The organism is Cupriavidus sp. USMAA2-4 (assembly GCF_001854305.1).
Lineage (GTDB): Bacteria > Pseudomonadota > Gammaproteobacteria > Burkholderiales > Burkholderiaceae > Cupriavidus > Cupriavidus malaysiensis.
In genome coordinates this window covers 1,024,761-1,037,332 of sequence record NZ_CP017749.1, presented here as the reverse complement: position 1 = coordinate 1,037,332, position 12,572 = coordinate 1,024,761, and the positions used below count along the sequence as shown (strand labels likewise).

Genomic DNA, 12,572 nt, shown 5'->3' with positions numbered 1-12,572 from the left:
TCTGTGCCGTCATGCGTGAGCAGGCACGGCCCGGGCGAAGACGACGGGCCGTGCCCGTAGCCGCTATCGGCCTGTCTGCCTATCTGTTATTTCAAGAGCGTCTTGGCGATGCGCATCTGCTGGTTCTCGAAGGCAGGCGCAAAGTCTTCCAGGTCACGGCCTGACATGCCGACCGCTGCCGATGTCGCCACGGTTTTCCAGGTGCGGATGGCGGCACAGACCTCGCCCAGCACACGCCGGACCGTGGCGGAATCCAAGCGAAAATAGCCCGCCACGCTGACTACCGCCTCAATGGAATCGACAGGGCCATAGGCCTCATCGAGCCACAACTTGAGTTCCTGGTCCTTGTCCGGGAACGGATTGATGTCGAATGCGGGCGCCAGGCGCCATTGGCCGTGTGCGACATGCAGGAAGCCGTGGTTCTGCACGTGGTCGTCGACGTTCGTGATGAGCAGATTGAAGGCGAGCCGGCGCCACAGCTCCTGGAGGTCCTGGCCCGGGTCGACGCTGTTTGCGATGATGGTGTCCGCAATCTGCGTGTAGGCATGGTCCTCCTGTCTGGACGCCTGCATCATCGAGCCCGCCGACAGGTAGGGAATCCGGCCGCCGCCTGCAACCCGGTCGAAGCGGCGGATGAGTGCGACGGGGGTGTCCTCAGACATCACGATGCGCGAATCGGCGACGGAGATGCCGGCGGCTGCAGCCAGGTGCAGTGCGAGGACTTCACCGCGCGTCACACTGCGGTCATCCTTCACGCTCGGGAACTTGCCGATGGCCAGGTGTCCGTCTTCGTCTACGATCGTGCATTTCGGTCGCATGCCACCGATGGAGGTGCCGCGGCCGCGAAGGTATCGCAGATCGGCCTCGGTCTCCTGGTTCATCTCCACCGCGCGCGACGCAGCCATCAGCGGCGCGAGCTCGAGCAACGGCGGTGTACCGCGCCCGCCTTCTTCGATGACGCGAAGGAAAGCCCGGGTGTCCGGGGCCCGGAGCCGGATGGCGCCGATCCGGCTCATATCATCGACGCCGAGCAGGTAGTCCATCTCGCTGAGTTCGGCATTCGAAACGGGCTTGCCGTCCTGCTGCGCGGATTTGCGACGCTTGGCGTGATCGCGCGCGATGACCCGGCAGCCCCAGCCGTCCGGCTCGGTGTCCGCGAATGCGAAGTGGAAAATGGAGTCCTCTTTGGATGGTGCCTTGCGGAACTGGTTGCCGTCTACGAGTGGGAGGTCTGGCGAAATGGAAAACTTCGCCGCGTTGGACAGCCAGGTGGCATCGTAGGCGAACGTCGAATGTTCGCGCCGCCCGTCCTTGGCGTAGGCGAGCTCGCCGAGAGGGATGGCACTCTGGCCCAAGGCCACGCCCACATTCTTCTGAGTCAGTGCCATGGGTCAGAGGGCCCCAGAAGGAGGTTTGCGGCCTTTCCCACGTACACGCTGCGGCAATTGCTCGTTCATGAGTGTCAGCCCGATGTCGTCGGCGGCCGTGTCGAGCATGCCGGTGATCTTGTTCAACTCGCCCAGGACGAAGAAGGCCTGCGCAACGGTGCCGATCGGAACGCGGGGGTCGCCTTTCTCCAGCCTGCGCAGCGTGGCCACGGATGTCTGGATGCGTTCCGCCATCGACACCTGTGTCAGCATCCGCCGGCGGCGGGCCAGCGACAGGTCCTGGCCGAGCTTGATCAGCGCACGAGTCACCGGCGTCGGCATGGTGACATCCTTCTTTGCGCTCACATATGAGCGCTTATCGTCGTTAGAGGGGGCCATGTAAGCGCTTACGGATTCCGATTCCCAAGCTTCCAGTATTGGGTCGGACAGCGTGCATGTCAACCGAGAGCGCATATTAGCGCTCACACATGAGCGATTATGATGGATTGCCGCTCAAACGTGAGCGGTAAGCTAAACAAGGCGCGTGCGGCCTATCCGTAGCGCGTTGGCTGTATCCATCCAGTGCCGCCACCATGCTACTGCGCGCTCATGGCTTGTTTGTATTTTATATTTCCATTAATATGGAAATATGGAAGAACGAGATGCGATCCGCTCCCTCGCCGCACTGGCCCACGGGCTGCGTCTCGAGGTCTACCGCCTGCTGGTGGTGGCCGGCCACGCCGGCATGACGCCGGGCGCGATCGCGGCGCGCCTGGAGGTGCCCGGCGCCACCTTGTCCTTTCACCTGAAGGAATTGATGCACGCGGGCCTGGTCCTGCAGCAACGGGATGGCCGGCACCTGATCTATCGGGCGGCGTTCGAACATATGAATTCACTGCTGGGCTTCCTGACGGCGAACTGCTGCCAGGGGGACGCCTGCCCGGAAACCACCGCCGCCGGCGGTGTCTGCGAATGTTGAGGGAGAACCCCATGAAGCGCTTTCACGTACACATCCACGTCGATGACCTCGGCAAGAGCATCGCCTTCTATTCCAAGCTGTTCGCGGCGGAGCCGGCGCGGGTCGAAGCCGACTACGCCAAGTGGATGCTCGAGGATCCGCGGGTGAACTTCGCCATCTCGACGCGTGGTACCCAGGCGGGCCTGGACCACCTGGGCTTCCAGACCGACGATGCGGCGGAACTGGCGGAGCTGAAGACGCGCGCCGAGGCGGCCGACATGGCGCTGCTGGACGAGGGCGAGACCACCTGTTGCTACGCGCGTAGCGAGAAGCACTGGATCACGGATCCGCAAGGCATCGCCTGGGAGCACTTCCACACGCTGGGCAACGTGCCGGTCTTCGGCGAAAGCCGGCCGGCCGAGGCGCCCGCTGCTGCCGCTGCCCCTGCTGCCGAATCGGCCTGCTGCGCGCCGCGTGCGCCCAGGGGCAAGCCCATCGGCGTGGCCGTGACGTCCAAGACGTCCTGCTGCTGAGGAGGCCGGCATGGGCGGCAAGACCACCAACGTCCTGATCCTCTGCACCCACAATTCGGCACGCAGCGTGCTGAGCGAGGGCATGCTCAATCATCTGGCGCAGCAGCTCGGCCGCGACGTCCGCGCGTACAGCGCTGGCAGCGCGCCGAGCGGCCGCATCAACCCGTTCGCGATCGAGGCCCTGCAGAATGCCGGTGTGGAAACGGCCGGTTTCCGCAGCAAGAGCTGGGATGAATTCGTGGCGGATGATGCCCCGCGCATGCGGGTCGTCATCACCGTGTGCGACAGCGCGGCGGCGGAGCAGTGTCCCTACTGGCCGGGAAGCCCCGTGAAAGTGCATTGGGGCTACGCCGATCCGTCGAACGCACAAGGTGGCGACGACGGCAAGCGGATTGCCTTCGAGCTGACGCGCCAGGCCATCGGCTATCGCATGCTGCAACTGCTGCAACTGCCGCTCGAGGAGATGAGCGACGCGGAGCTGCAGCAGCATCTCGAACGCATTTCGCAGAGCTGAGCCATGACCACGCAACACGCCACTTCCTCCGGCCAGGTCTCCACGAAGCCGGCCATCGGCTTCTTCGAGCGCTACCTGACCGTCTGGGTCGCCCTTTGCATCGTGGCCGGCATCGCGCTCGGACAGGCATTGCCAGCCCTGTTTCAAGCGATCGGCAAGATGGAGTACGCCCAGGTGAACCTCCCCGTGGGGATCCTGATCTGGGTCATGATCATTCCGATGCTGGTCAAGATCGACTTCGGCGCGCTGGGCCAGGTCAAATCCCATTGGCGCGGGATCGGGGTGACGCTGTTCATCAACTGGGCGGTCAAGCCGTTCTCCATGGCATTGCTGGGCTGGCTCTTCATCCGCCATGTGTTTGCACCGATGCTGCCGGCGGAGCAGCTCGACAGCTACGTGGCTGGCCTCATCCTGCTGGCGGCGGCGCCCTGCACGGCGATGGTCTTTGTCTGGAGCCAACTCTGCAAGGGCGATCCGTACTTCACGCTGTCTCAGGTCGCGCTGAACGACGCCATCATGGTGGTCGCCTTTGCGCCGGTGGTGGCAATGCTGCTCGGCCTGTCATCGATTACCGTGCCTTGGGATACGCTGCTGACCTCGGTCGCCCTGTACATCGTGGTGCCGGTCATCCTCTCGCAGATCATCCGCAAGGCGTTGCTCGCCAAGGGCGCTGCGCACTTCCAGCGCGTGGTGCAACACCTGGGGCCGTACTCCATCGCTGCGCTGCTGCTGACGCTGGTTCTTCTCTTTGCATTCCAGGGCAAGGCGATCATCGATCAGCCGCTGGTGATCGCGCTGCTGGCGGTGCCCATCCTGATCCAGGTCTTCTTCAACTCCGGGTTGGCCTATCTGCTGAACCGGAAGATGGGTGTGGCCCATTGCGTGGCGGGTCCGTCCAGCCTGATCGGCGCCAGCAACTTCTTCGAGCTGGCGGTGGCCACGGCGATCAGCCTGTTCGGTTTCAAGTCGGGCGCAGCGCTGGCAACCGTGGTGGGCGTCTTGATCGAGGTGCCGGTGATGTTGCTGGTCGTCAGCATCGTCAATCGTTCTCAGCAATGGTATGAGCGAGGTGCCCGGGCTTGAACGGCTCAGCCCTTCGATCCCCGCTTGTGCGCCCGGCCATGGCCGGGCGCTTCATTCCGGCCGCCTGCCATGACGAACGGCAGAGCAGGCGGTACGGTGCCCGGAGGCGCTGTCGATCGCGGGGGCTTCCGCATGACGCAATAGACCAGGGGCCCCCACCTTCGGGGCATCGCATCGGACCGACGCTGCACCCTGCTACAGCGGCGTTCCCACGCGGACCCTGTTCGATCGCTTGGCCAGTATGATGTGCTGGCCGCTGACGACCTTCCTGGATGGCACGCCAGCGCCGATGCGTCTCGGTCTAGCGGCGCTGTCCGCCGGGGCGCTTCGACTCGATGTCCGGCGCACAGGCGACAGCCTGCACGCCGCAGCCCTGCGCATCACCTTCGCAGCAGTGCTCCACCAGGAAGCCGATCAGTTCGTTCATCTGCGCGAACCGGACCTGGTACAGCACGTTGCGGCCTTCCTGCTGGCCGGCGACCAGCCCGGCATGCGAGAGCTCCTTGAGGTGGAAGGACAGGGTGGCGGGCGGGAGGCCGAGCGCCTCCCCGATCTGCCCGGCATAGAGGCCGGTGCGGCCGGCCCGGACCAGCAGGCGGAAAATGGCCAGGCGCGAAGGCTGCGCCAGCGCGGCCAGGGCTTTGACGGCGGCGTCGCTGTTCATGAGGCTTGGGATCGATGCGTCGGCACGGAAAGGGGGTATTGTCCGCCGAAACCGGGGCGGGCGGGGCGTCGCGTCGATGCGCTGCCGCCGGGCAGCGAAGGCGGAGAGCGGAAATCGCGTCGCCATGCGGAATCGTCGCCGGCCGCTGGCCCTTGGGCGGCACTATATTGTCCGCATCGTCGATACAGCGGCGAACGGGATTGGCGTCCCGAACACTTGTGCGTGGAAAGCCGCCGGTTGGCGGCGTTTTGAAGCAGTGCCCGAACCGCACACAGGAGTCCATGTCATGGCTAGTTCACCGCCCTCGGCGCCTCGTTTATCCCACTCCCTGGCGGCCGCCGCAGCCACTTCTCCCTGCTCTTTCCGCGGGGGCGTGCGTGCCGAACAGGTCGGCGCCAGTCTTTACCTGAACACCGAAGTCATCGCGGAAACGCCGCTGAGCCTTGCCGCCGAGAAGGCGGCGCAACTGCACGCGCTGCTGGTCGCAAGCCTGGAGTACGGGGCTGGCTGCGGTGACTTGGGCGGTGACGCACCGGAGGCTGGCATCCAGTCCCGCCTGCTGTCGGTGGCCACCACACTGGCCGGCGAAGTGCTGGCCTTGAGCGAGCTGGCGGCGCGGGATGCGCCGCCCTGAGCGCCGCCCCGCACCGGCCGCCGCGGCCTTACAGCGTGACCTGGATCTGGTTGTGCACCGCGCTCACCCCCGGCGCCGACCACGCCGCCTCGAAGGCGGCCTGGCGTTCGGCCCAGGTGCGCAGCGTGCCGCGCAGCGTCACCACGCCTTCGCTGACTTCCACGCTGACGTGGCCGGCATCGTCGCTGGCCTGCCGTTCGATGGCCTGGCGGATGCGCTGCCTGACGTCGTCGGCGGCCATGGCGGGGCGGACCGCCAGTCCGTTGCTGACGCCGCGCACGCCGAACAGGCCCGCCACCGCCTGTTCGGCGGCCACCCGCTGGTAGTTCCAGTCGACTTCGCCGCGCAGCGTGACCGCGCCGTGCTCCACCATCAGGTGGATGCGGTCGGCAGGCAGTCCGCTCATCCAATCGAGGACATGGCGCGCCGCGCGCGCGATGTCGGCGTCGGTGCGCTGGGCGTCGTCGGGCAGGCGCACATCGAGCTCCACCGCCAGGCCCTTGAGCCCGGTCACGCGCTGCGCGGCTGCCTCGGCCGCGTATTTCTCGGCAAAGGTCGGCAGGTGGCCGCTCAGCGTCACGATGCCGTCCTGCACCTCGACGCCGATGCCGGTGGCGTCGACGGCCGGATCCCAGGCCAGTTCTTCCATCACGTCCTGCTTGAGCTGGATATCGCCCTTCATCTCGGTTCTCCTCGCGGCGGCACACCTGCAGACTAGGCGAGCCGCGCGCGGCGCCCTTGACCCATGTCAACGTGGCGGCATGCGCCTTGGCTAGGCTGGCAGCAGCGGTCCGTCCGGCACGGATCGCCCTGCGCGAGCGCAAGGAGCACCCATGTATCGAACCATCCTCCTGGCGGTGGACGGCAGCCATGCCTCCCGCCTGGCCACGTTCGAGGCGGCGGCACTGGCCCGCGCGATGGCCGCGACCGTGCACGCGGTCTATGTGCTGGATGACCGCGAGCCCCTGCTCGAAGTGGCTTACCTCGACCGTGACGCGCTATGGCGCAGCATGGCCGAGTTCGGACGCGGTGTGCTGCGTGCCACCGGCGACCAGCTCGGCGCGGCGGGTGTCGCCCATACGCTGGCACTGGTCGAGCACTGCGTCGCGCCGGGCCAGGTCGCGCGCACGCTGGTGGCGCGCGCCGAGGCCTGCCACGCCGATCTCATCGCGATGGGTACCCATGGGCGTCGCGGCCTGCGCCGTGCGGTGATGGGCAGCGTGGCCCGCGCCGTGCTGCGCGAATGGGCCGGTCCCATGCTGCTCACGCGCAGCAATGCCGATGACTGAGCCGGGCCGGCGCGCCCCGGGGAGACTGCCATGAACGACACGGTCCGCTTCGACAGCCCCTGCGTGCTGGAGCCCCTGCACTACCGCGCGCTGGATATCGATACCTGGCAGGAGCACGTGATCTACCTGCACCGCGACTGCGCGGTGTGCCGCGCCGAGGGCTTCCGCGCGCAGGCGCGCGTGCAGGTGCAGGTCGGCGCGCGGCGGCTGATCGCCACCGTCAACGTGGTCGGCTCGGGCGTGCTCGGCCGCGCCGAGGCGGCTTTGTCGGCCAGCGCCAGCGGCGCACTGGAGGCGCGTGCGGGGGATCTGGTCTACGTCACCCACGCGCCCGGGCTGGAATCGCTGCGCTGGGTGCGCGCCAAGGTCTACGGCAACGAACTCGCGGGCGCGCAGCTCGACGCCATCATGCAGGACGTGGCCAGCGGCAGCTACACCGGCGTGCCTATCGCCGCCTTCCTGGCCGCCTGCGCGGGCGGGCGCATGACGGAGCGCGAGACCATCGACCTGACCCGCGCCATGATCGGCACCGGCGAGCGGCTGTCCTGGAATCGGCCCGTGGTGGCCGACAAGCATTGCGTGGGCGGGCTGCCCGGCAACCGCACCTCGCCCATCGTGGTGGCGGTCGCCGCCGCGGCCGGCCTGCTGGTGCCCAAGACCTCCTCGCGCGCGATCACCTCGCCGGCCGGCACCGCCGACACCATGGCGGTGCTGACCCGCGTCGACCTCGATGCCGCCACGCTGCGCCAGGTAGTGGAGCAGGCCGGGGCGTCGCTGGCCTGGGGCGGGGCGCTCGGGCTGAGTCCGGCCGACGACATGCTGATCCAGGTCGAGCGCGCGCTCGACCTGGACAGCGACGCGCAGCTGGTGGCGTCGATCTTGTCGAAAAAGGTGGCCGCGGGCTCCACCCATGTGCTGATCGACGTGCCGGTGGGCCCAACCGCCAAGGTGCGCGAGGAAGCCGACCTGGAGCGCCTGCGCAGTCTGCTGACGCTTGCCGCGCAGGCCCTCGGCGTGCGTGTGCGCATCGTGCGCACCGACGGCACCCAGCCGGTCGGGCGCGGCATCGGGCCGGCGCTGGAGGCGCGTGACGTGCTGGCGGTGCTGCAGGGCGCGCCGTCGGCGCCGCACGACCTGCGCGAGCGCAGCCTGATGCTGGCCGGCGAACTGATGGAGTTCTGCGGGGCCTGCGGCGCCGGCGAGGGGGCGGCGCTGGCCGCGGCGCTGCTGGCCGGCGGTGCCGCCTGGACCCGGTTCCAGGCCATCTGCGAGGCGCAGGGCGGTTTGCGCGCGCCTGGCCGCGCGCTGTTCCTGCGCGATGTACCGGCGCCACGCGACGGCGTGGTGGCCACCATCGACAACCGCCGGCTGGCACGCGCCGCCAGGCTGGCCGGCGCGCCCGAGCGCCAGGTCGCGGGCATCGACCTGCACGTGCGGCTGGGCGACACGGTGCGCGCCGGCCAGCCGCTGCTGACGCTGCATGCGCAGGCCTCGGGCGAACTGGCCTACGCGGGCGGCTTTCTCGCCGCGCATCCGGCCATCGTGATCGGCGAGGCCGGCTGATCCGCGCGCCGTGGCCGGCACCGGCCGCGATCCAGGTCAAGCGCCGCCCGAGCGCGGCGCGGCGCTGCGTCGGGCCTGCCGCTGGCGCTCAGGCCGGGTGGCCGCCGGAGTCGAAGTCGGGAAATTCGGCGTCGAGCACCTCGAACACCTGGGCCGCGCGGCCGGACAGCAGGCTCGAATCCATGCCGCGCAGCAGGTGCTCGTCGGAGCGCAGCCATTTGTAGGCAAGCCGTACTTCATCGAGGGTCGGTTCGAGGGCAAGGATCTGCGCGATCACTTCGGCCTCGAAGGGGCCGATCACGGCGCGGATCTCAGCGGCGCTGGCGGGGCCCGGCGTGGCCGCGTGCGGCTGGGTGGATGCGGTCTGGGTCATGGTGTGGTCTCCTGGATGCCCCGGGGTGGCGGCGGACGCCGGTGGGCGCGCCGGGCCGCGACGGGTGCGTTGTGATGGTTGCCTGTGATGCTGGCACAGCCGGTGGTGCACATCTTGTCCTGCGTCAAGGCAGCGCGGGTGGCGCGCCTGTGGCCGCAGCGCGGCGGCAGGGGTGGCGGCCCGCGCGGCCCAGGGCTCATGCCTCCTCCCCGGCGCCGGCAGCGCCCAGTTCGATGATCTCGTTGGTGATCTGTTCCTGGCGCTCGCGTCCCGCCTGCATCTCCAGCCGGGCCAGGGTCGCGCGCACGTGGTCGCGCGCCGACAGCATGGTGCGCATGCGTGCTTCGTTCTCGGCGGCGAAGGACTGCAACAGCGCTTCACACAGCTGGGTGTGGATATACGACTCGGCCAGGCGCGCCAGCAGCAGCGGCGCGGGCAGGCTGGCCAGCGGCGGCTGGCGGTGGGCGGGCCGGGTGAAGCGGCCGTAGTCGAAGGGCAGCAGGCGCAGTTCGCGGATGGGCGACGTGGCCGGTGGCGGGCACGCGTGCCAGGCGCTGAGCGCGGCGGGCCGGGCGGCCGCCAGCTGCGGTTCGAGCGCGTGCGCCAGGCGTGTGGCCAGCGCGGCCACATCGCCCGGGTGGGCGGCCATCGGCGCCGACCAGGCCGGTGCCAGGCCGCGCTCGGCGGCCAGCGCGGCGGCGCGCTGGCCCACGATGTAGTAGACCGTGCCGTGGGCGCCGGCGCCGGCCTGGGCGGTGTCCAGCAGCCGCTCGTTGAAGGTGCCGACGAAGCCCTGGTCGCTGCCGATCACCACGCTGACGCGCGGGGTGGCTGGTGCGGCCGGTGCCTGCAGTGGCGGCTGCGCGGCGGCACCGGCCGGGTCTGCCGCGCCGGCCAGCGCCAGCGCGTCGCCGATGGCCTGCGCCAGCATGGCCGCGCAGGCGTGCACGCCGGGCAGGTGGGCGCGCGCCTCGGCCGACCGGCTGGCCGCCATGCCGCGCACGGCGCCGACCACGGCCTCGAGCTGGCGCACGCCCGCGATGCGGGCCTGGAGTTCGCCGCGCCGCGTGCTCATGGCGGGGACCCCGGTGCGCGCTGCGGCGCGGGCTCCGCTGCGGTCGCGGTGGCAGTGCCGGACGCCTCGCTGGCATGCGCCGCCTCGTGCGCCGTGTCCTGTGCCGCCGCTTGTGCCGCCGCTTGTGCCGTCCCCCGAGCGGACTCCTGCGCCATCCCGCGCAGGCAGGCCCGCACCGCCTCCGCCAGCGACGCCTCGGCCTCGGCGCCGAGCGGGCCGCCATCGGGCAGGGCCGCGCCATGTGCCTGCAGCCACGCGGGCAGCCGCGCACGCAGGCGGCCCACGTCCTCGACCGGCAGCCCGTCGAAGGCGCCCGCCGCCAGCGCCGCCAGCAGCGCCACCTGGGACAGCGGCGCCAGCGCGGCGAAGCGGGGCTGGCGCAGCAGCGCGCGGGTGCGTTCGCCGCGCACGATGCGGGCCTTGACGCGCGCATCGGTGAGGCCGCCGAAGCGCGTGAACATCTCCAGTTCCTGGAACTGCGCGTAGTCCAGCCGCAGGCGGCCGGAGACCTGGCGCAGCGCGGCGGGCTGGGCCTTGCCGCCGACGCGGCTGACGCTGAGGCCGATGTCGACCGCCGGGCGCTGGTTGGCGGCGAACAGCTCGCTGCTCATCACCAGCTGGCCGTCGGTGATCGAGATCAGGTTGGTGGGGATGTAGGCGGAGAGGTCGCCCGCCTCGGTCTGCGCGATCGGCAGCGCGGTCAGCGAGCCGCCGCCGAGCGCGGGCGACAGCTTGGCGGCGCGCTCCAGCAGGCGCGCGTGCAGGTAGAAGATGTCGCCAGGGTAGGCCTCGCGTCCCGGCGGCTGGCGCGTCAGCAGCGCCAGTTCGCGGTGGGTGGCGGCGTGCTGGCTGAGATCGTCGATCACCACCAGCACATGTTCGCCGCGGTCGCGGAAGTACTCGCCCATGCTGAAGGCCGCGAACGGCGCGATCCACTGCAGGCCCGGCGCCGCCGCCGCCGAGGCCACCACGAAGATGCAGCGCCCGGCCGCGCCCTGCGCGCGCACGGTCTCGATGGCGCGTTCCACGGCGCCGGCGCGCTGGCCCACCGCGGCATAGATGCAGATGAGCCCGCTGTCCTTCTGGTTGACGATGGCGTCGAGGGCGATGGAGGTCTTGCCGGTGGCGCGGTCGCCGAGAATCAGTTCGCGCTGGCCGAGGCCGATCGGGAACAGCGCGTCGACCAGCAGGATGCCGGTGGCCAGCGGCTGGCTGACCAGGTCGCGCTCGACGATGGCCGGCGCGGCGCGCTCGATCGGCAGGCGCTGCGCGCACTCCGGCGGCGGCAGGCCGTCGAGCGGCCGCCCGAGGGGATCGACCACCCGCCCCAGCAGGGCAGGCCCCACCGGCACGCTGACCACCTCGCCGGTGGCGCTGACGCGGCAGCCGGCGCCCACCGAGCCGTCGTCGTCGAGCAGCACGGCGCCGATGCGGTCCGCGTCGAGGGTCAGCGCCAGGCCATAGCGGTCGCCATCGAAGCGCAGCAGTTCGTCGAGCCGTGCCTGCGGCAGCCCGGCGACCATGGCGATGCCGTCGGCGGCGCGTTCCACCCGCCCTACTTCGCGCGCCAGCGGGCCGAGCTCGGCCCGCGCCAGCGCGCCGCGCGCCTGCGCCAGCCAGGCGCCGGCGGGCGGGTGGCGGTCGTCTGCCGCTCCCGCTGCTCCCGCTGCTTCTGCAGACGGTGCAGATAGTGCAGATTGCGCCGATTCAGCCGGCCCGGCCTGCGGCGGCAGGGGAGCCCCCTCCAGCGGCGGTTCAGGCGGCAGGGACATCGTCGTGCTCCTGGGCGAGGGCGGCGCGCACGCGCGCCAGGTCCTCGCGCACATTGTTGCCGATCACCTGGCGGTCGCTTTCCAGCGCCAGGCCGGCCACCAGCCCGGGGTCCACGCGCGTGGCCAGGACCGGGGCCGCGCCCAGCGCCGCGCCGAGTGCCTGCGCGCAGCGCGCCAGTTCATCCGCCGCGAGCGCGCAGGGCGCGGCCAGTACCAGGCCGGCGTCCGCCTGCAGCAGGCCGGCGCGCGCCGGGGCCGGCAGCGCGGCCACGGCGGCGGCCAGGCCGTCGATGAAGGCGCCGATGCGGGCCTCGCGCGGCAGCCGCGCGAACAGCCGCGCGGCGATGTCGAGCGCGAGGCGCGCCGCATCCTCGCCGCCGCGCTGGACGGCGGCGCGCCGGGCGGCCGCGATGTCGGCCTCGGCCGCGGCGCGCTCGGCCTGGACCTCGGCCCGCGCCGATTGCGCCAGGGCGTCGCGCAGCCGCGCCGCTTCGGCGGCGGCGCCGGCTGCCGCCGAGGCATGCTCGGCCTCGGCCTGCGCGCGCGCCGCGGCGGCGGCTTCGCGCTCGCGCCCGGCCTCGTCGCGCGCCGTGCGGGCCTGGGCCAGTGCGTCGTCGCAGGCCTGCTGCCGCGCGGCGATGATCCTGGCGACCGGCCGGAACAGGAAGCGCGACAGGATCCACACCAGCACCAGGGCGTTGACGGCCTGCAGGCCGAGCGTCCACCAGTCGATGCGCATGATGGGCC

At 70.6% G+C, this 12,572-nt stretch carries 15 protein-coding genes; 7 read left to right on the top strand and 8 right to left on the bottom strand.

What is annotated here, in order from left to right; genetic code table 11:
- Nucleotides 1-86: 86 nt before the first annotated feature.
- Nucleotides 87-1,388, bottom strand: a complete 1,302-nt coding sequence (locus BKK79_RS24685; protein WP_071017829.1) for a type II toxin-antitoxin system HipA family toxin — start codon at nucleotides 1,386-1,388, stop codon at nucleotides 87-89.
- A gap of 3 nt (nucleotides 1,389-1,391) precedes the next feature.
- A complete protein-coding gene (locus BKK79_RS24680; RefSeq protein WP_335582885.1) occupies nucleotides 1,392-1,733 on the bottom strand; it encodes a helix-turn-helix domain-containing protein in 342 nt (113 codons plus the stop codon).
- A gap of 283 nt (nucleotides 1,734-2,016) precedes the next feature.
- Between BKK79_RS24680 and BKK79_RS24675 the strand changes: the two genes are divergently transcribed.
- From BKK79_RS24675 to arsB, 4 genes are read left to right on the top strand one after another with little or no spacing between them, the layout of a single operon-like run.
- On the top strand, nucleotides 2,017-2,346 hold the full coding sequence (locus tag BKK79_RS24675; protein ID WP_071039121.1) for an ArsR/SmtB family transcription factor: 330 nt from the start codon (nucleotides 2,017-2,019) through the stop codon (nucleotides 2,344-2,346).
- Between the two features lie 11 nt (nucleotides 2,347-2,357).
- Nucleotides 2,358-2,858, top strand: coding sequence for an ArsI/CadI family heavy metal resistance metalloenzyme (locus tag BKK79_RS24670; protein WP_071017834.1), 501 nt, complete (start codon nucleotides 2,358-2,360; stop codon nucleotides 2,856-2,858).
- Nucleotides 2,859-2,868: 10 nt separating this feature from the next.
- The gene (locus BKK79_RS24665) at nucleotides 2,869-3,372 is read left to right on the top strand and encodes an arsenate reductase ArsC (RefSeq protein WP_071039120.1); all 504 of its coding nucleotides are present in this window, start codon (nucleotides 2,869-2,871) and stop codon (nucleotides 3,370-3,372) included.
- Between the two features lie 3 nt (nucleotides 3,373-3,375).
- Entirely contained in the window at nucleotides 3,376-4,455 is a 1,080-nt protein-coding gene (gene arsB, locus BKK79_RS24660; protein WP_071039119.1) for an ACR3 family arsenite efflux transporter, read from the top strand.
- 301 nt (nucleotides 4,456-4,756) lie between these two features.
- On the opposite strand, the gene BKK79_RS24655 is transcribed toward arsB, so the two are convergent.
- Nucleotides 4,757-5,119 carry an ArsR/SmtB family transcription factor gene (locus tag BKK79_RS24655; RefSeq protein ID WP_071039118.1) on the bottom strand — a complete coding sequence of 121 codons (363 nt, stop codon included), beginning with the start codon at nucleotides 5,117-5,119 and terminating at the stop codon, nucleotides 4,757-4,759.
- Between the two features lie 373 nt (nucleotides 5,120-5,492).
- Here BKK79_RS24655 and BKK79_RS24650 point away from each other — a divergent pair, with 373 nt between their 5' ends.
- Nucleotides 5,493-5,753: a hypothetical protein gene (locus tag BKK79_RS24650; RefSeq protein ID WP_156811422.1), complete on the top strand. Its 261-nt coding sequence runs from the start codon at nucleotides 5,493-5,495 to the stop codon at nucleotides 5,751-5,753.
- Nucleotides 5,754-5,781: 28 nt separating this feature from the next.
- Here BKK79_RS24650 and BKK79_RS24645 read toward each other — a convergent pair whose 3' ends face one another.
- A complete protein-coding gene (locus tag BKK79_RS24645) occupies nucleotides 5,782-6,435 on the bottom strand; it encodes a BON domain-containing protein (protein ID WP_071017842.1) in 654 nt (217 codons plus the stop codon).
- 151 nt (nucleotides 6,436-6,586) lie between these two features.
- Here BKK79_RS24645 and BKK79_RS24640 point away from each other — a divergent pair, with 151 nt between their 5' ends.
- A complete protein-coding gene (locus BKK79_RS24640) occupies nucleotides 6,587-7,042 on the top strand; it encodes a universal stress protein (RefSeq protein ID WP_071017844.1) in 456 nt (151 codons plus the stop codon).
- A gap of 30 nt (nucleotides 7,043-7,072) precedes the next feature.
- Nucleotides 7,073-8,605 (top strand): thymidine phosphorylase family protein, encoded by a 1,533-nt coding sequence (locus tag BKK79_RS24635; RefSeq protein ID WP_071039117.1) that lies wholly within the window; start codon nucleotides 7,073-7,075, stop codon nucleotides 8,603-8,605.
- An 88-nt stretch (nucleotides 8,606-8,693) separates the two neighbouring features.
- On the opposite strand, the gene BKK79_RS24630 is transcribed toward BKK79_RS24635, so the two are convergent.
- The 4 genes from BKK79_RS24630 to BKK79_RS24615 all read right to left on the bottom strand — a co-directional run bounded on the left by BKK79_RS24630 (nucleotide 8,694) and on the right by BKK79_RS24615 (nucleotide 12,564).
- Nucleotides 8,694-8,978, bottom strand: a complete 285-nt coding sequence (locus BKK79_RS24630; RefSeq protein ID WP_071017847.1) for a hypothetical protein — start codon at nucleotides 8,976-8,978, stop codon at nucleotides 8,694-8,696.
- 196 nt (nucleotides 8,979-9,174) lie between these two features.
- Nucleotides 9,175-10,053: a F0F1 ATP synthase subunit gamma gene (locus tag BKK79_RS24625; RefSeq protein ID WP_071039116.1), complete on the bottom strand. Its 879-nt coding sequence runs from the start codon at nucleotides 10,051-10,053 to the stop codon at nucleotides 9,175-9,177.
- Nucleotides 10,050-11,825, bottom strand: coding sequence for a F0F1 ATP synthase subunit alpha (locus tag BKK79_RS24620; protein WP_084085130.1), 1,776 nt, complete (start codon nucleotides 11,823-11,825; stop codon nucleotides 10,050-10,052). The genes BKK79_RS24625 and BKK79_RS24620 overlap by 4 nt, the downstream gene beginning before the upstream one ends.
- A complete protein-coding gene (locus BKK79_RS24615) occupies nucleotides 11,809-12,564 on the bottom strand; it encodes a F0F1 ATP synthase subunit B family protein (RefSeq protein ID WP_071039115.1) in 756 nt (251 codons plus the stop codon). Before BKK79_RS24615 ends, BKK79_RS24620 begins: the two co-directional genes overlap by 17 nt.
- Nucleotides 12,565-12,572 lie beyond the last annotated feature (8 nt).